The sequence below is a fragment of the Methylobacterium sp. Gmos3 genome, assembly GCF_056430985.1.
The window spans coordinates 197528-215519 of the sequence record NZ_JBWJYL010000009.1 but is presented as its reverse complement, the minus strand read 5'-3'; the positions used below and the strand labels follow the sequence as shown (position 1 = coordinate 215519).

17 protein-coding genes are annotated in these 17992 nt (G+C 64.3%); 4 read left to right on the top strand and 13 right to left on the bottom strand.

What is annotated here, in order from left to right:
- Positions 1–16: 16 nt before the first annotated feature.
- The 4 genes from ACS5Q7_RS20040 to ACS5Q7_RS20025 all read right to left on the bottom strand — a co-directional run bounded on the left by ACS5Q7_RS20040 (position 17) and on the right by ACS5Q7_RS20025 (position 3973).
- A complete protein-coding gene (locus ACS5Q7_RS20040; RefSeq protein WP_243952232.1) occupies positions 17–310 on the bottom strand; it encodes a methanol dehydrogenase [cytochrome c] subunit in 294 nt (97 codons plus the stop codon).
- 83 nt (positions 311–393) lie between these two features.
- Positions 394–990, bottom strand: coding sequence for a cytochrome c(L), periplasmic (gene moxG / locus ACS5Q7_RS20035; RefSeq protein ID WP_478341015.1), 597 nt, complete (start codon positions 988–990; stop codon positions 394–396).
- A 43-nt stretch (positions 991–1033) separates the two neighbouring features.
- On the bottom strand, positions 1034–1948 hold the full coding sequence (gene moxJ / locus ACS5Q7_RS20030; protein WP_478341014.1) for a methanol oxidation system protein MoxJ: 915 nt from the start codon (positions 1946–1948) through the stop codon (positions 1034–1036).
- A gap of 135 nt (positions 1949–2083) precedes the next feature.
- Complete coding sequence (locus ACS5Q7_RS20025; RefSeq protein ID WP_478341013.1) at positions 2084–3973, bottom strand: methanol/ethanol family PQQ-dependent dehydrogenase; 1890 nt, start codon at positions 3971–3973, stop codon at positions 2084–2086.
- A gap of 251 nt (positions 3974–4224) precedes the next feature.
- On the opposite strand from ACS5Q7_RS20025, the gene ACS5Q7_RS20020 reads away from it, so the two are divergent.
- Positions 4225–5124, top strand: coding sequence for a trypsin-like peptidase domain-containing protein (locus ACS5Q7_RS20020; RefSeq protein ID WP_478341012.1), 900 nt, complete (start codon positions 4225–4227; stop codon positions 5122–5124).
- A 149-nt stretch (positions 5125–5273) separates the two neighbouring features.
- On the opposite strand, the gene ACS5Q7_RS20015 is transcribed toward ACS5Q7_RS20020, so the two are convergent.
- Positions 5274–5963: an MBL fold metallo-hydrolase gene (locus ACS5Q7_RS20015; protein WP_478341011.1), complete on the bottom strand. Its 690-nt coding sequence runs from the start codon at positions 5961–5963 to the stop codon at positions 5274–5276.
- A gap of 113 nt (positions 5964–6076) precedes the next feature.
- Between ACS5Q7_RS20015 and ACS5Q7_RS20010 the strand changes: the two genes are divergently transcribed.
- A complete protein-coding gene (locus ACS5Q7_RS20010; protein ID WP_478341010.1) occupies positions 6077–6724 on the top strand; it encodes a TetR/AcrR family transcriptional regulator in 648 nt (215 codons plus the stop codon).
- Between the two features lie 281 nt (positions 6725–7005).
- On the opposite strand, the gene ACS5Q7_RS20005 is transcribed toward ACS5Q7_RS20010, so the two are convergent.
- From ACS5Q7_RS20005 to ACS5Q7_RS19995, 3 genes are all read right to left on the bottom strand, one after another.
- A complete protein-coding gene (locus ACS5Q7_RS20005; RefSeq protein WP_478341009.1) occupies positions 7006–7386 on the bottom strand; it encodes a hypothetical protein in 381 nt (126 codons plus the stop codon).
- A gap of 67 nt (positions 7387–7453) precedes the next feature.
- Positions 7454–8476 carry an HD-GYP domain-containing protein gene (locus ACS5Q7_RS20000; protein ID WP_478341008.1) on the bottom strand — a complete coding sequence of 341 codons (1023 nt, stop codon included), beginning with the start codon at positions 8474–8476 and terminating at the stop codon, positions 7454–7456.
- A 150-nt stretch (positions 8477–8626) separates the two neighbouring features.
- Positions 8627–10105 (bottom strand): methyl-accepting chemotaxis protein, encoded by a 1479-nt coding sequence (locus ACS5Q7_RS19995; RefSeq protein ID WP_478341007.1) that lies wholly within the window; start codon positions 10103–10105, stop codon positions 8627–8629.
- Positions 10106–10375: 270 nt separating this feature from the next.
- Between ACS5Q7_RS19995 and ACS5Q7_RS19990 the strand changes: the two genes are divergently transcribed.
- Positions 10376–11380: a helix-turn-helix domain-containing protein gene (locus ACS5Q7_RS19990; RefSeq protein ID WP_478341006.1), complete on the top strand. Its 1005-nt coding sequence runs from the start codon at positions 10376–10378 to the stop codon at positions 11378–11380.
- A 202-nt stretch (positions 11381–11582) separates the two neighbouring features.
- Here ACS5Q7_RS19990 and ACS5Q7_RS19985 read toward each other — a convergent pair whose 3' ends face one another.
- The 4 genes from ACS5Q7_RS19985 to ACS5Q7_RS19970 form a co-directional block, all read right to left on the bottom strand.
- Positions 11583–13964, bottom strand: a complete 2382-nt coding sequence (locus ACS5Q7_RS19985) for a TonB-dependent receptor (protein WP_478341005.1) — start codon at positions 13962–13964, stop codon at positions 11583–11585.
- Positions 13965–14004: 40 nt separating this feature from the next.
- Complete coding sequence (locus ACS5Q7_RS19980; protein WP_478341004.1) at positions 14005–14322, bottom strand: hypothetical protein; 318 nt, start codon at positions 14320–14322, stop codon at positions 14005–14007.
- A gap of 490 nt (positions 14323–14812) precedes the next feature.
- Positions 14813–15301, bottom strand: coding sequence for a DUF302 domain-containing protein (locus ACS5Q7_RS19975; protein ID WP_478341003.1), 489 nt, complete (start codon positions 15299–15301; stop codon positions 14813–14815).
- Positions 15302–15383: 82 nt separating this feature from the next.
- Positions 15384–15824, bottom strand: a complete 441-nt coding sequence (locus tag ACS5Q7_RS19970; protein WP_478341002.1) for a hypothetical protein — start codon at positions 15822–15824, stop codon at positions 15384–15386.
- 238 nt (positions 15825–16062) lie between these two features.
- Here ACS5Q7_RS19970 and ACS5Q7_RS19965 point away from each other — a divergent pair, with 238 nt between their 5' ends.
- A complete protein-coding gene (locus ACS5Q7_RS19965; protein WP_478341001.1) occupies positions 16063–17010 on the top strand; it encodes a LysR family transcriptional regulator in 948 nt (315 codons plus the stop codon).
- A gap of 204 nt (positions 17011–17214) precedes the next feature.
- Here the strand turns inward: ACS5Q7_RS19965 and ACS5Q7_RS19960 are convergent, their stop codons facing one another.
- A complete protein-coding gene (locus ACS5Q7_RS19960; protein WP_478341000.1) occupies positions 17215–17892 on the bottom strand; it encodes an HD domain-containing protein in 678 nt (225 codons plus the stop codon).
- Positions 17893–17992 lie beyond the last annotated feature (100 nt).

Genomic DNA, 17992 nt, shown 5'->3' with positions numbered 1-17992 from the left:
CGGCCTCCCGTGACATTCAGTTCGCCGAGATCTTGGCGACGTCGTATTCGAACTTGCCGGTCTTCTTGGCGTTCTCGATGCGCTTCTTGTTGCGCTCTTCCATCGCCTTGATAGAATCGGCTTGCTTCGAGAGTTCCTTCGGGTCGTGCTTCGGGTCGTACTTCGAGCCCGCGACCTTCTCGGGGAAGCCGGGCTTCGGCTCCCAGCAATTCCCGGGCGCCTTGCACTTCTGCCCGTCATAGGCCGAGGCCGGGCCTGCGAGCAGGGCCGCACCGGCGATCACCGCCGCCATCATCACCGTCTTGCGCATGTCAGCTCTCCTCGTTCTCTCCCCAGGGCGGCCTTGAGGGCCGTTCGCTCGCCCCTTGCCGGGACGTCGCTCCGCGCGGACGCTCACTCCAGCGGCTTGCACTGGCCGGGGGCATCCTTGGCGAAGGTCTCGCCTTCCTTGAACGGCGTGTAATTCTTCTTCTGCTCGTCGGTGAGCCACGCCGCATCCTTGACCGGACCGGTGTAGAGATGCCGGATCCAGGCGATGACCTGCAGCATCTCGTCGGGGTTCAAGTCCTCATTGTGGGGGCCCATCATGCCGTTGGCACCGCCCCACAGGGTCGAGAACAGGCCGACATCTTCCGTGTTGGCCGGGTAGGTCCAGTAATTGTCGTTGAGACCGGGGCCGACCTTGCCCTCCGCGAGGTGTCCGTGGCAGCCCGAACACGAGGTCAGGAACAGGCTCTCGCCGTTCCGCAAGCAGGACTTGTCGTCGATGTAGATGTTCTGCCCCGTTTGGAAGAACCTCTTGACCGCCTGGGTGTCCCGGCCGCCGGGCTTGCCCTCGTGGGTGTCCATCGCCTCGCCGGTGATGACGTTGCGGAAGACGATGCCGCTCTGGGCGCCCGCCTGGGGCTGGGCCAACACCGCCCCCGCCAGCACCGCGGTGCCGAGGCCGAGGGCGGCCGCCAGTGTCAGGATACGCGTCGATCCGATCATCCGAAGATTTCGCATTTCTGAGGTGATGGGGGTGGGGCGAAAGTCAGTTGGTCGCGATGACCGGCACGCCGTCCTGCTTCAGGATGGCGTCGACCTGCGGCTTCGCCTTGGGGATCGCGGCGTCGAGAGCGTCGCGGAGCGCGGTGTCGTCCTTGCGGACGCCCATGGACTGGTCGAAGGCCTGGGGCATCTTGCGGCCGTCGCTGCTCACCGTGTCGTTCGGCACGGGGTTCATCCGCAGCGGGACCGTCGAGTCCTTGACGTAGCGGGCGATGTCCGGGGCGAAGGCGACGCCGACCTCAGCCTTGCCGCCGGCCACCTCGCTCACGAGGCGGGCGGGATCGATCTGCGTGTACTGGTTGCGCGGCGCGCGGAAGTTCACCAGCGAGTAGAGGTAGGCCATGTCCTCCTCGTAGCGGCCGATATCCTTGAGCATCGCCTCGCCGGGGGAGCCGAAGGGGACGACCATGTGGTCGATCGTCTTCAGCCGCGGGTCGGACCAGGACTTGATGTCGAGGTCGCCGTCGGCGCGGGTGAGGAAGACATAGCCGCTGCGGTAGTAGGGCTTGGTCGTGAGCACCCGCGGGTCGTCGCTGTCGAGGCCGACGACCACGTCGCAGAGCTTCTTTTCCAGGCCGTCGCGGACGAGGTAGATCGCGGGCTTGGCGATCCAGACGAAGACCGGCTTCCGGCCCATCGCCTCGGCGACGGCGGTGGCGATCCGGTTCTCCAGGCCAGAGCCGTCCCGCATGGACAGGGGCGGCTGCTTCTCGGACGCACAGATCCGCAGCGTCGACGGGTCTGCCGGAGGCGCCGCCGGGAGCTTGGGCGCGTCGGTCCGGTCGGCCTGCGCCTCGGATTCCTGCGCTTGCGTTTGGCTACTGAGCGGCAGGGCCGCCAGTGTCAGGAGGGCGGCGGCACAGGTCGCCGCGCGCAAGGGCCCGCTGAGGAACAGCATGAGTTCCGATCCCTGATGTCGTTTTCTGATTGCCGGCGCGCCGGCCCTTGAGCGGGACTGGCGTGCCCCGGGGCTCCGGCGGTCGTGTCGGGATGGGGCCCGCCGGCCTGGAGGCCGGCGGGGACGTCGTGAGGCCTACTTCACGGCCGCCTGCTGGTATTCGCCGACGTTCGGGTCGTCATAGGGACCCTTGCCGTCGAGGGAGAACACGATCACGCCGCCGCCCATCTGGGTGTAGTTGGCGAGCTTCTTGAACGCGCCGACCGCGCCGAGACCGGCCGTCGGATCCTGCAGGTCGAACACCAGGCCCACGCCCGGCCAGCCGCCGACGCCGTAGTTGATGGCGACGTACTGCGTGCCCTTGTGGGTGTAGGTGATCGGGTAGCCGATCGCGCCCGAGGGAAGCTTGAACTTCCAGAGCAGGTCGCCGTTGTCCGAGTCGCGGGCCTTGATGAAGCCGTCGAGGGTTCCGTAGAGCACGATGTTGCCGGCTGTCGCCGTCGTGCCGCCCCAGACCGCGAAGCGCTCCATCTTCTCCCAGTTGAACTTGCCGGTGATGGCGTTGTAGCTCTTGATCTGTCCGAGACCTTCGTAGTTCTGCCGGTCACCCTTCGGACCCGGATACATGTTCAGCGTCGCACCGACGAAGAACTGACCTGCCCGGTAGGGCAGCATGAAGGGCTCCCAATCCATGCAGATGTGGTTGATGCCCATGAAGAAGGCTTCACGCTTCGGATCGTAGGAATCGTGGCCCTGGTTGTGGTAGCCCATCGCCGAGGGACAGATGTCCTTGGCGAGGTGATCCATCCGGGTGCCGTATTCCGGATCGCGCACGGGGGTGCCGGTCTTCAGATCGACCGACTTGAACACGTTGACCGTGTCGTCGATCTTGTTGGCCGAGACGAGGGAGCCGTCCGTCCTGTCGAGGGTGTAGACGATGCCGTTGCGGTCCGGGTGGGTGAGGAGCTTCCTCATCTTCCCGTCCTTGTCCTTCTGTTCGGACAGCATCATCACGTTGACGCCGGCATAGTCCCACTCGTCGTGAGGCGTCTTCTGGTAACCGAAATGCGCCTGACCGGTATCGGCGTCACGGCCGAAGATGGTCATGGTCCACTTGTTGTCGCCCGGACGCATGGTCTCGTTCCACGGCGCCGGGTTGCCGGTGCCGAAGTAGATCATGTTCGTGCCGGGATCGTAGGCGTACCAGCCCCAGTTGGTGCCGCCGCCGATCTTCCAGGCATCGCCCTCCCAGGTCGTCGTGCCGAGGTTCTTCTGGCCGTAATGGGCGTTCTTGATGTTGAAGTCGTCGGCGAGCAGCAGATCCTGGTCCGGCCCCGTCGCGTAGGCGCGCCACACCTGGGCACCGGTCTTGACGTCATAGGCGGTCAGGTAGCCGCGCACGCCGAGCTCGGCGCCCGAGGAGCCGATGATCACCTTGTCCTTCACGACATAGGGGGCGATCGTCAGCGTCGAGCCGACCTTGATGTCGGAGTTCTCGACCTTCCACACGGTCTCGCCGGTATTGGCGTTGAGCGCCGCGACGTTGCCATCGAGCTGGGTCTTCAGGATCAGCGGCGGCGTCTTGCCGTCGCCGGGCCAGTAGGCGAGGCCCCGGTTGACGAGATCGCAGCAGGCGACCGAGCGCGCGGCCGGATTCTGCTTCGGCTTGTCCTGCCAGAGGATATGGCCCGGATCGTCCAGATCGAGGGCGAAGGTGTAGTTCGGGAACGAGGTGTGGATGTACATCTTGCCATCCACCACCAGGGGCGCACCCTCGTGGCCGTTGAGCAGGCCGGTCGAGAACGTCCAGGCCGGCTTCAGCTGCTTGACGTTGGTCTTGTTGACCTGAGTCAGATCGCTGAAATTGTTCGAGTCGTAGTTCTTACCGGGCATCACCCAGTTGTCGTCGCTTTTCGACATCTCGACGAGCTTGTCGTTGGCGCTGGCGCCTCCCACCAGACCGACCGGCGTGGCCAGGGCCAGGGCCAGGATCGACACCGACCGTGAAAGCCTTCCCAATCTCATTGTGCATCTCCTCGCCAAGCCGCCGCGCCTTCAGGCCTCGCGGCAGATGTTTGTGCGATGCGAGACAAACACCAAGTCCATCTCTTTAGCCGCTCGTCGATCACAAGAACTTACTGCCGCAAGTTTCTTATAAAAGACTTATTACAACCGCAATCGCTTGTCATTTTTACAGAGTGAACTCCGGAATTGTCTCTAGGATGTCGGTTATTTGTTGGCGGGATAAATCGGCAATAGGTCGCGGATAGTATGGAATGCGTCTGAACTGCTTGACGGCGGCGTGGCGCACGCTCAACCATTGGGCTTTTCACCGGCGGCGCGGTCATGGCGGGGGCGAGATGGGACGCGTGCAAGCTTGGCACTGGTGGACCCGAACCCTTCCACTGCTCGCCGCCGCACTGCTTGGCCTTTCCCACGCGTCACAGGGCGAGCCCCGGCTGGCCGCCCTCTATCCGAAGGACGGACGACGCGATCTCACCGGCGCCGATCTCGACCGCTACAAGGGCGCGGGCGTCCTCTGGTGCCGCCGGCCGGACGGGGTCCCACGGCGGGCGGCGGCGGCGTGGCTGATCGCCGATCCCGCGATCGTCGTTCTCAATGCCCACAACTTCCGCAGCCGTCGCCTGGAGACGACGCGGCAGGTCTCGGACTGCTATTTCCAGATTGCGGGCCGCAACTACGACTTCGTGCCCGACAGCCTCCACCTCGGGATAGCCCCGGACGCCACGGCCCTGCACATCACCGACGACTGGGCCATCTTGCGCCTCGCCACCCCGGCAGATGTGCCGCCCCAGCCCCTGCCGCAGCCCCCCGAGCTGCCGACGGGGGACGTTTCTCTCCCGGTGACCATGGTGTCCCCCGCAGGCCACGAGAACTATCGGGGCGAGAGCAGCCTGGAGCACTGCACCGTCCGCCGCATCGATCCGCCGGGCGAGGACGGCATCCGGCGCATCCGCCACGATTGCAACGACGGCTATGGCGGATCTGGATCGGGGCTGTTCGATGAAGGCGGGCGGCTGCTCGCGATGCAAAGCGCGTCATCGGTGATGAATGCCAAGCACGCGTTCGACCCCGAATTCCACTATGGCTCGGCTTTACTGTTTGAAGGGCAACTCACAGACGCGCTGGCAACGATGCGTAGACCTGCGCGGTGATCGTGGATCGTTTGGCAAAGGGCGGATCGGAATAGCGGACTGCCTCCTTGCGACCCAAGCAGGTCGTACCGCTGGACATCGGAGTGGCCGGAAAGCGGTCATAGGCCCGCTCCCCATCCCTATGGCGTACGGTGATCTGTGCACGCCTGTCAGCGCCGCGCGACGAAGCGACGAAGCTTGCCCGGGCCATCCTTCGTGATGGCCTTGCCGTGCCCGAACGCGACGGCTTGGAAGTCGAGCGCCGCGAGCTTGCGTTGGCTGGCCCGCCCTTCCGCCTCGTTTTCGAACGCGATCGGGTCACTCACACCCAGGATGTTGATGAACGTATCACCGCCGAGCAGGAGCCGTCCGCTTTGCCACATCAGCGCGACCTGTCCGGCGCAATGACCGGGTACGTGTGTCACGTGCAAGCCACCCAAGATCGGCAGCGTCTCACCGTCAGCGATGTGCTGGTCGATCGCGAACGGCTGCATGCGCTCGTTCTGGTCCCAAACAAGCTTGTACATCAGGGCGTGCACAAGGCCGGGCGCGGGGGCCATCGGCCGGAACGGTCCGCCGCTTTCCGCCAGGGGAGCATCGGCAGCGTGCATGTACGTCCGTGCACCAGTCGCGCGGATGATGGCGGCTGCGCTTCCGATGTGATCGGGATGGCCATGCGTGAAGACGAGGTGCTTCAGGTCTGAGGGACGCCGACCGAGCTTATCGATCGCGTCGAAGACGATCTGCTCTTTGCCGGGGTAGCCTGCGTCGATCAGGGCCAGTTCCTCGCCTTGACGGAGCAGGATGGCGTTGTCGTTGCCCAGCGCCAAGAGCCAAGCATCCTCGACGATCTGCTGCATGATCATGACCTCTGCTTCTTCGCACTGGCTGGGATGCATTCCCGCCGAGACCGTGTTACCATTGGCAACATACACCGAATGTTACCACCGTCAACACATCGCACGAGGTTCTCGTGAACACAGTCGCATCAGCAGCCCCGTACCATCACGGCGATCTGCGCCGTGCCCTCCTCGACAGCGCCACGGCGATCCTGACGGAGACGGGGCGGTGGGACTTCTCGCTGCGCGAGGTCGCCCGCCGCGCCGGGGTGAGCCATGCGGCGTCCTACCGGCATTTCAAGGATAAGGAGGCGCTGATCGCTGCGGTGGCGCTCACGGGTTACGAGACGCTGCATACCTGCATGACCACAGCGATCGATGAGGCCACGGGTGCGGTCGCGACACTGCGTGCCATCGGGCAAGCGTACATCGGGTTTGGCGTGGAAAACCCCGCGCTCTACCGGCTGATGTTCGGTCAAGCCCTGCCCAGCATCGAAGGCCTTCCGCCAACGGTCTTGGCTGTCCTGACCGAGGCCCGTGCGGTGCTGCGGGGCGTGATCCTGGCCGGTGCACGCGCGGGCGCATTCGCGATCGACCCGGAGGATGAGCAGGAGATCTCGGTGGCGGTGGTCACCGCATGGTCGCTCGTTCACGGGTTCACGCTCCTGACGATCGACCGTGTGGTGGACCGCGAGGTTCGCCCCCAGGTGATCGAAGCCTTAGCGGCCCGCGTGGCCGAGCGCCTGATCATCGGCCTGCTGCCGACACAAGCTAGTCGATAGGATCAAGGCCGTTTCGCCTACGGATCACGAGCGCCCCAGCGCAAGCAGGCGGTGATATCCCCGCCAGCGTATGAGACGCCGGAAACCAGACAGCCTACCGGCCTGGAGAATGGCGCCTGAGGCCTTGATACGGCTGGCGTTCTCTCGGAAGCCGTTGCCGGGGAGCGCCCGGACAGCCCTGTGACTGCCGGCACCTGCTCAAATCATCTGACGACGGACAGGGTCGAGACAGATCTTGCGCTCGGTCAGACAAGCTCACTCCGCGTCAGACTTTCTCGACGTTAAGTGGATGACCGGGGTACGCTGGCCTCGCCAGCGCCTCGCTCATTGGCGGGCTTTCCCCATCGGACGACCCGGTCCGCAACGATGGCGACGGCGTGGAGGCTGAAGGTGACGGCGGCGCATGCGGCACCGCACCGGTTCCACATGCTTTGATCGAGCAGCACATCGCCGATCGGGCGCCACCCTGGACCGTAGGAGGTCAGATCACTGGCCTCGGGAAGCGGGACCGCCGCCGCAGCTAGCCATGCCCCGGCCGCGCCCGCAGCTGCCAGCGCCGCCGGGATGTCGAGCACGACCGCAAGCTTCCACCGTAGCATGACGCTTTCCGCCTCCGCCGTTTCTTCACCGCAGTCAAACCCGACCCATGCGCGAAGGATCATCCGGAGAGGCCTGACGTCTATTGCGCCGCCGTTCAGCCCGGATGCGCCTCCTGCGCGCCTGCCCCGGTCACGCGATCGCCATTGCCAGGGGCTTGAAGACACGGACCAGGTCCATATCCAGGCGTCCATTCATGCGTTCGAGGATACCGTAGGCCCTCTCAGCCGGCATCGGATCTTTATAAACCCGGCGCTCGATCAATGCCGCGAAGATATCGCAGATTGTCATAAGCCTTACGATATCTGGGATCTCGTCGCCCTTCAGGCCATCGGGATAACCGGAGCCGTCCAATAGCTCGTGATGGGACCGAACGACCGTGAGCGTGTCTTGGGAAAAGCCGCCATACTTCAGTATATCGTAGCCCTTGATCGCATGCGTGCGCATAACAGCCATTTCTGCCGGCGTCAGAAAGCTCGGCTTATTAAGAACCGAAAGCGGTATCTGTGTCTTACCGACGTCATGCAGCAGGGCGGCCTTAGTCAGTCGATAGCTTGCCAGGGCGCCGAAACCGAGATTCGTGGCGAAGGCGGCAGCCAATCCGGCCACCAGGAGACAATGCTGGTGGGTGGTATTGTCGAAACGCTGGACCGCAAAGACCCAATGCCGAATGCCGCTCTCCCTCACGGCGCGCGCGATGAGATCGGAACCCGTCGTCGCGACGGCCGGCGTGATCGCGTCACCCGAGAAGAAAGCTTCGACCAGAAATTGACGTGCCTCGGCCGCCAGCCGACGGGCCAGCACCCTCGGCGAGGCTCCCTCCTGTTTGTAGACCTGAACGGCGAGTTCCCAGGCCTGGCTGGGAGGCACGGTGCCTGGAAACGCCTCGGTGGCGCCGAACACCCGCGCGAGCGCCTCCGCCCGAGCGGCATTGGCACTGGTGATCAGAAACAACGGCACTTCGGGACCACGCACCTCGTTCAGGGTGGAGCGCAGGCGTGACACCGCCGCCGAGTCGAACTGTGCGACATCGACCAAGATCGTTCGCGGCTTGCGAGACAGCTGCATGTCTTCGTAGAAATCACACAGTTGTATCTGCTCATCAGCATCGAAAGTTCGGAGCAGACGATTTGTGCGCGCAAGGTCGTCAGTCATCACTAAAAGCATGACAGGTCCACTAAATAATGTTCGCTTCTAATCTGTTTTATCTTGAAGTTGATAAGACCGACTGGTCGATGCGGCACAATTATGATCGACCGACAATCTTGAGTTTATTCGGGCTGTTACTATCGCCGTCATCCGAGATCAGCGCACCGCGCGGGCGACATCACGCACCTGGCGCGTGGCGGCATCAACCTTCTCGCTCGTGTGGGCGATGGTGTTCATTCCGGCAGCAATCGCAGCCACGCCCTGGGCGGCCATCTGCATGCTCCCCGACATTTCCCGGGTCACGGCGGATTGCTCCTCTACCGCGGCCGCGATCGTCGCCGAGACATGATCCAGCGACTGTATCGTCGCCTGGATCGAACCGATCGCATCGACGGCCTCACGCGTGGCCGCCTGTGTCGCCACGATTTGCTCGCGGATCTGGCTGGTCGCACGAGCCGTCTGCTCGGCGAGGGCCTTGACCTCCGAAGCGACGACCGCGAAGCCCTTCCCGGCGGCGCCAGCGCGCGCTGCCTCGATGGTCGCATTGAGCGCGAGGAGGTTGGTCTGGGCGGCGATGCCCTGGATCATCGTCACCACCTCGCCGATCTGCGCAGCCTGTCCGCTAAGGCCCTGGACGATTCCCCCAGTGCGCTGGGCCTCGGTCACCGCCTCACCGGCCATGCGCGCCGCGTGGCTGACCTGCTGGCTGATTTCACCGACGGAGGCCGACAGCTCCTCCGCGCCGGATGCAACGGACTGTATTTCCTGGGAGACCTTGCTGGCGGTCTCGACCGCGGCAGCCGTTTGCTGCGTCACATCCTCGACGGCGGCCCCGATCGCATCGAGATCCGTCCCGATCACCTTCTGGGCCTCGACCCGACGCTGCCGCTCCTGAATCTGAGCCGTGATGTCGGTGGCGAACTTCACGACCTTGAGCACCCGGCCGTCCGCGTCGAGGATCGGGTTGTAGGACCCCTGGATCCATACATCGCGACCGCCCTTGGCGATGCGGCGGAACGCATTGGACACGAACTCCCCGCGCCTGAGCCTATCCCAGAAGTCGGCATAGGCTTGGTCGGCCTGCTCGGCCGTGTCCACGAAGAGGCGGTGGTGCTTACCCTGCACCTCCTCCAGCCGATAACCCATCAAGTCCAGAAAGCCGGCATTCGCATCAAGGATGGTCCCCGACAGATCGAACGAGATCACCGCCTGCGACCGGTGGAGTGCCGTCACTTGACTGACCAAATCCAGGGCCTGTTGCTTCAGGGCCGTGATATCGGTTGCGACAAGGACGACTTTCTCCAGGCGGCCGGAGCGATGGACGATTGGAACGTAGGTCGCCTTGATCCACACCTCGTGACCGCCTTTGGCGACGCGCAGGAATTCGCCGCTGCACGGCGTCCCCGTCCGCAACGTGTCCCACAGGCGCTGGTCGGCCGCTTCGCCAACGGAGGGCTTGGGGCAGAGGGTGCCGTGAGGGCATCCGTCTAGTTCGCTGGCGGCGTAGCCGACGAGCGCAAGAAAGGGGCCGTTGGCTGTCAGCAACTGTCCATCCGCGCCGAACTCGGCGACGGGCTGCGCATCGGCGAGCATCTCAAGGGAGCGGACGTCACGTCCGAAACGAAAATTGAACATGCAAGTGTCTCTCCATCGGGGCAGAGCGAAAACTAGGTTCTGCGGAGCTCAACGATATTTGTAGGCACGTTATCCCTTATCTGTTGCTAATATTCGGTTAAATAGAAATATTCGCAATAATTACAGTGCATGCGCGATCCTTACATAATCGCCAGAATCCGCATATTAGCCTTCAAAGACTTGATTCTAAGGGCGCTACTCCGCTAAGCTTAGGTCAATTCAGTGCGACACGGCGCCCTCCGGGTTTTTCTTTTAGTTCGATCCTCGCAAATGCTCGTCGATCAGTCGCATGTAAATTCAAACATATGGCGCCCACAGCCGCGCCTTTCGATCGCTATTTCATCACGACGCCAGATCGATAATTTTAACGATACAGGTGGAATCGCAGTCTATATTGACACCGATCGATCAATCGAGCCAGATATCGAGATTTCCGGTAGCCAAAGCGCGGCCCTCAGCTTTTGGGAGACGTCATCGGCAAGCGGCTTTGTCAGCAAGCCGAAATTTACCGCAGGCCTTTTGACGCTCCGGTTCGTGATGTCCGGCCGTATCATCTATCGCCTTCGGCATGGCGAGGTGATCGCAACCCCGTCTGTTGCCGCCCTGACGGGGTTCGACGACCTCTCCGAGGTCCAAGCCTCGTCCGCGATCAAAACCGTCAGTGCAACGCTCGCCATCGACGCCCTCGTGGCTGCGCAAGTCGCCCTCACCGGGCAGGACCATCACGGTTTGCCCGCCCTCCAGCCGATCGCCGACATGGCTGCGTCCGGCATGAGTGCCCTCTTCAGCACGATTCGGCTGATCCAAGGTCGTCTGCCGAACCCCGAGAGGCATGCCGATCTAATGCTGCCCCTGCTGCAGGAAATTGTGAGCTATCAGTTGCTGTCCGCTTGGCCGAGGCAGGCTGCCGCGACGGTGTCGACAACGAACGATCTGCAGTCCCGGCATCTTCAGCTCGCCATCGATTACATCGCGGCAAACCTGTCGACCTCCTTGACCCTTGCCGACATTGCGGCGGCAGCTGGAACCAGTGTTCGCTCGCTTCAGAACAAATTCAAACGGGAGCTGGGCCGCACACCCGTTCAGTTCATCATTGAGCGTCGACTGTCACGAGCGCGCGATGATTTGCTCTCGAGCGCGAAGGCGAATTGGTCGATCGCCGACATCGCGCGGCAACACGGCTTCGTGCATCTGAGCGACTTCTCGCAGCGCTACCGCCGCGAGTATGGCCATTCGCCCACCGAAACGCGCCGCCAAGCCGCGCTGTCGGGGTGAACGACTGAGCGCCCACGGATCGATATCCACGACTCTGATGATGCGGTTGCGACGTCCGCTCCAACTCATTTCTGCGCAACAGCGGAGCAGCGGAAATCCACCCTGAGCAGCCATTCCACCTTCAACCCAACGGGGTCACTTTACAGTCCACCACGACATCCCGAAAGCGGACGCTCGATGTGAAGTGAGCGTCCGCCAACGATCAGAAGCTCACGCGAGCATCGGCGATGAAGGTGCGTCCCGGAAATGGATGATAGAGAAAGTATTTCTCGTTGCCGATGTTGTCGATGCCAAAGCTGATCGCGACACGATCGTCGATCTTGTACTGCATGCGCGTATCGACCACGAAGAAGCTGTCGAACGCGCCGAAAACGTGCGACACGACATCGGTGTTGTCCAAGGTCGAGTACTGCTTGCCGCTGTAGCGCGCCGCCACCGTCAAAGACCAGTTCGGGTCGATGTGGTAGGTCGCCACCAGCGTCGCGCGCCAATCGGGCACGTAGGGGACGCGCTTGCCGCGCGCCGTCGTTCCCGTGGTGCTCGCGAAGGCCGTGTCCTTCAGGATGCGCGAGTCGACATAGGTGACGCTGCCGGTAAGATCGAGGCGATCGATCAGGAACCCCGTGCGCCCGGCCTCGACCTCCACGCCGCGGTTGCGGATCGCATCGATGTTGGTGGTGAAGGTCGTCGGCACGGTGCCGGTGACGAAGTTGGTCTGCGAGATCAGCGCGTCGTAGGTGTTCTCCTGGAAGAACGAGACCCGCACGCGGTTGGTGTCCCACTGGTGCTCCACGGCCAGCTCACCGCTGTAATCGTGCTCGGGCCGCAGGTTGGGGTTCGGGTTGGTGAAGATCGGCCCGGTTTGAACGAGCTGGTAGAGTTCCGTCACGGTCGGGAAGCGGTAGGACTCGCCGAAGGACGCCTTCACCGCCCATCCGGGCTCCGGCACCCAGGCCAGCGTGGCCTTCGGCGAGACGTGCGTCGAGGACAGGTTCGGCTGGCGGATCTGGGTCGTCGACGTGACCGCTTCCGTGGCGGTGTTGGCGGTCGTGGTCAGGTTGAAGCCGTCGGTGGCCTGCCAGCTCTCCAGGCGCGCACCGGTGGTCAGCGTCCAGGCCGGCGCGAAGTGCCACGCGTCCTGCACCCACAGGGCGCCTGTCTCGGTCGTGCCGCGGCTATTGGTGTACTCCGTCGGCAACTGATTGGAACGGTCGAGCCAATTGGACGTCCCGTAGGTCGGGTTGTCGAGGCGGTACTGGTCGCCATGAGCGCCGAAGCTGATCTCGTGCGGGCCCTCGATGCCGAACGGCCGCCAGATGCCGCGCAGGTCGACGTTGGTCCAGTTGGTGCCGTCGTAGCGGAGCACCTTGCCGAACGAGGTGAAGCCGTAACCCGGCGTGACGCCGTAGGGGTTCCGCTGCGCGTCGGTGAGGAAGTAGTAGTTCGAGGCAACCACCTCCCAGTCGAAATCGCCATGCGTGTCGGTCTTGATCGACAGGGCGTTGGCCATGTGCTGCTCGTCCAGCGTGTAGCGGTTCTGGGCGAAGGACGAGACATTCCCGAAGGTGGGCACGCCGGCCGCATTGGTCAGGTAGCTCTGGACCGATGAATTCACCGCGTTCGACCAGTAGCCGAACGTGTAGGTCGCGGTCAGCCACGGCGTGATGTCGAAGGCGAGCTTGAGCTTGGCGTTGGCCTGTTCCGAATGGAGCAGCCCTCCCGCGCCGACGACGTTGGCGACCTGCCCGATCTTGTTGAGCGCCGGGATGGTGCCGAGGGTGCCCGCCGGGGCGCTCCCGTTCGTCACGAAGGTCAGCGGCTGCGTGAAGGTATTGAGGTAATCGGCGCTCAGGAACCAGGAAAAATCCTCGATCCGGTCGCCGAACGTGGCGCTGGTCTTGTTCGTCTCGTAGCTGCGATCCGTTCGGTAGTACTGCGAGGTCTGAACAGCTCCGGTCTGTTTGAGCGTCGCCTCGAAATGGTCCGGCATCCGGGTGGTGATCTGCAGGACGCCGCCGATGGAATTGCCCGGGAAGGCGGCCGAGTACGGCCCGTATAGGAAATCGATGCGCTTGATCTCCTCGGGCGCGACGATGCCCCAGCGTGGCGCTCCGATGGTGTTGTTGTTGGCGATGAGCGCCGAGATCAGCACGTCGTCGGCGTAGACGAGGGTGCGGGCGCTGGAATTCACGCCCCAGGTGCGCGTCTCGATGACGGGCTGGGTGTCGCCCTCGTTCCGCTTCCGGACGAAGAGGCTGGGGAAGTATTTGATGGCGTCCTCGGTATCGACGACGTTGACTGTCTCGTCGATCTGTTCGCGCGTGACGCTCGCGCTGGTTTGCGGCAGCTGGAACCGGCGCACGATGGGCGGGGCGCCGGGGCCGGAGGGGACGATGCTGGTCGAGACCGGCGTCTGTCCCGCGACCGGAGGTGGCGTGGCGGGGCCGGCCGATTGGCTCGTGACCGACAATTCTTCGAGGGTGACGGTGCTGCCTTCGGCGAAGCTGGAGGTCGTGATGGGTGGTGCAACGAGGCATACGGCGGCCAGCGCCCATGCGCTTCCGCGGGGTGATTGATCGGACATGACGGTATCCCATTGGCTGATCGGCGCGAGTGACGTGCGATCAGGCGACGGGCGGACCTCGGGCACTCCGGGCGTGGGTCGGCGGTCCGGTCTTGGCGAGGTCGGCTTCGGGGCGCCAAGCGACGCGGGAGACTTGCGGGAAAGGATACGGGACGGATAAGGCGAGGATGTTCGGCGGCGCAATGGTACCGATATCGATCGCCATGCAGCACGCATGACATTGCGCGTCCGCTTGGTCGGGGACGGGCGTGCCCGGCCCGTGCTCCGCGCAGAGGACGGTTCCGCCCGGGTCGGACCACATGACCGGGGCGGCGAAGGCCAGGAAAGATTGGAGCAGCAGCGCGTATAGCGCGACCATGCTGATGATCGCGCGGCTCTTGACCCATTGAGGTGGTCGCGCACGCATATTGCGGTGGTAAGAGGCTGGAATGCGAAACGTCAATGAGCCCGCGAATGGCTCAGACCGGATCATTCGAGATTTTTTGTCCGGCTGCTCAACAAGTCACACGAGGCGACCGGCGTCATGAGCTAGTTGTTGAAAGGAGGCGCTCAGGTCTGCCTCTTTCCGTCTGCGGCCGACACACGACGTCCGCTCTTAAGACCATTCGATCCAGAAGCGGATTGTGGCGAAATCACCTTGAGCGGCCCTTCCGCTCGCGACCCCAAGCGGTCACCAGCGGACGGGGTTTGCTTCTCCCAAATCAGACATTCGCCCCGCCGCGGATGATCACGGCCTTCGCCGACTCAGATAACGGCCACCGTCTTGAAGACCGTCCGTCCGGCTCCGCAACCAAAGGCGGCAACGTGGCAAGGCTTGGGCCGACCCGCGATGCTTGCGGGACCTGACGTCATTCGGCGACCGCGGCGAGGACGCTCCGAAGCAGTTCATCCAGTTTACGGGCGACGGCGTCGACCTCCGGATTCCCGAACTGACCGAACGTGCTGGCCGGGCGGTCATACTCGAACGCGACACCACACTCGGCGTCCTCACGCAGGAGCACCCGAATCGGCGCGTACAAGGCGGCCGAAACGTCGTGCCGGATGATCGATGCCGCCGTCAGCGGGTTGCCGATGTCGTACTGGATGGCCTTGCGGCCCAACCCAGCGGTAAGCAGCACGTCGCCATGGTCCCGGGATCCGAAGATCGAGAGCGGCGCCTGCCGTTCGAGGAGACCGCGTGCTTCGTCCACCTCACCGGCCTTCAGGAGCTTGGCGTAATCGGGGTCGATGGCGGGCACCGAAGCCTCCAAAGCGGATCGGACCGCCTCGAAGGACTTGGTCGAGGAAAGGGCCACATGCTCGACCGTGATCGTGGTCGAAGTGAGCTGACCGGTCATGATCTCATCTTCGAATTTCGAAGAGTGGGCAGCCCGCGTCGCAGGCCGCGATTGCCCGTCCTTGGCCTGTCCGGCTGCCCGCTCAGTTCATGGGCTCAAGCGACCCGAGCTTAACCGTGCCTGTGTTGGCCTCGACCGTGACAGGCGCGTCGGGCAGCCACCGGACGACGCCCGCGGTCGCGAAGCCTCCCTGCTTGAGGACCTGCGCCGCATCCGTTGCCACGTTCCGGTTCCGGTAGGCGACGGTGATGGTGCCGGGCGCCTTGAAGGGCTCGACGGAGGCGATTGCCGGCCGCGCCTCCTGCCAGCGCGTGAGGGCGGGCACGAGGAGACCGCCCTGCGCACGCACGTCGGCGGCGCTCAGCGCGAGACCCGGCGTGTGGTAGGCCGCGCCGATAACGGCGGGGACGGAGAAGGCGCCGTACGCGGCAGTGCCAAGGGTCGCCTCCGACCCTGTAGCCGGCAGGAGGGCCGCAACGGTCATCGTCAGGGCGGCGGTGAGGGTGATGGTAGGGTGGGTCATCTTTCGATCCTCTCGGCGTGACGGGAACCCGTCGTTCGATGAGGAGAAGATGCAGCCCACAGTCGTATTCATCAAACAGATGTAACCGATAGCCAACATTCACGCTGTGAATGATGGTACGCCTGTGCCCGCCCTGTAGCCGGTTCATCCCGTCGGGAACGCCTTGAGGTTCCGCTTGCCGGATCCTGCATCGTCGGGCCGTCGGGGATCTGGTCGGGAATGATGAGCGGGCCGAGCCATGACGATCAAGCACCGTGACCTCGCCGGCATCGACCTGAACCTGGTCGTGGCGCTGGATGCGCTCCTCACCGAGAGCAGCGTCACGCGCGCCGCCGCGAAGGTCGGCATCACGCAATCCGCTATGAGCAGCAGCCTCGCCCGCCTACGAAAACTCCTCGGCGATGAGCTCCTGACCCGGACGCCTGACGGCATGCGCCCGACTCCGCGCTCGCTCGCCCTCGTCGAGCCGGTCCGAGCCGCCCTGCGCCAGTTCCAGGGCATCGTCCTCCGGGAGGACGATTTCGACCCCGCGACGGTGGAGCGGTCCTTCACGCTCGCCATCCCCGGCAGCGTCGAGGTGCGTCTCATCCCGCGCCTGCTCGCGTTCCTCGCGCACGAGGCGCCCGGCATCCGCCTGCACCTGGTCGGCCTCGATTACGGCAGCGTGCTCGGGGACCTCGACGCCGACAGGATCGACGTGGCCGTCGGCATGATCTCCGAGGGCCAAGTCCACCATAAGGTCCGGCCGCTCTATCGCTTCGGCTTCCTGAGCCTGTTCAACCCCCGGCTGCTCGGCGTGAGCGGTCCGCTGTCGCTCGACGACTTCGTCCGGTTCCCGCACATCCTGACGTACCTGACCGGCGTCGGTCCGGGAGTGGTGGACACGGCGCTCGCCAAGTTGGGCCGGACGCGGAGGCTGGCGGCGACGACGCCGCGCTTCGCCACCGTGCCGTTCCACGTCCAGGCCGCGCCCGTGATCGCCACGATGGCCGACGAACTGGCCACAACCTTCGCGGCCCAGCTCGGCTTGGCGACGAGCCCGGTGCCGGTGCCCACCGAGGAGATCGTCATCTCGATGCTGTGGCACGCTTCCTATGACCGCGATCCCGCCCATCGCTGGCTAAGGGAGGTCATGGTCCGCATGGGGCGGGAGGCGGGGAGCGCGCACGGGGAAGAAGCGGTCTGATCCGTTCCCTCAGGCTGACCTCACCCGGGAGCCCGCACGAACCCGTCGACAGGTCCGACGATGTCCGGCGGCTGCGATTTCCGGGGGGCGACGAACCCGACCGTGGCGGTCCTGGCGTCCATCGTCATCCCCTCCCTGCAGGCCATCCACGGGTTCGACCGGTCGACGGGGCCGGCCACCATCCCGGGGGCCGGTCGGCGACGCTCAATCATGCTGGCCGCAGCCGCATCCCGGTGCATGCGTCCCGCCGGGCCAGCGCGAGGCGCGGATCACGCTGCAGAAGTTGCCCTTGCGGAAGGCCGGCTCCTTGTCGGCGATCACGTCGGCCTTGACGTTGCCGAAGGTGGTGCCCGGCTTGTGCTTGATGCCATCGTAGAAGGCCTGGATGATGTCCTCCTTGAAGTCCGGGGTACGGGGAAAGGCTGACACGACCGCCTCGCGCTCGGCGTCCGTGTATTCGCCGTATGTCAGGCCGAGCACGTCCATCTCGACGCCGGCCGTCACGAGCGCCACCACCGGATGCATGTGGACGGGAATGCCGGGCGTGGTGTGCAGCGCGATGGCGGTCCAGACGGTGTAGACGTCCGCCTCGGGCACGCCGAGCGCCTTGAGGAAGTCGCGGGCGGCGTTGGCTCCGTCCACCTCGAAGCGCTCCGCCGCGCTGCCGTGACCCGGCATCAGGCCGACGTCGTGGAACATGGCGCCGGCGTAGAGGAGCTCACGGTCGAAGGCCAGGCCGCGGTGCGCGCCGGCGAGGGCGCCGAACTGGTAGACCCGGCTCGAATGATTGAAGAGCAGCTCGGTCTCGGTGTCACGGACGAACTCCGTGACCGCACGGGCGAGCTTGCTGTCGGGGATGGCGGCGTCCTGGTCGATCCTCATGGAAGGGCTCCTTTGCTTTATCTGTCCTCCGGAGCTAGGAGACGCGGTGATTGGCATCAATCGTCGTATTCCGACGATTTCTGCCAACATGCATGCATCG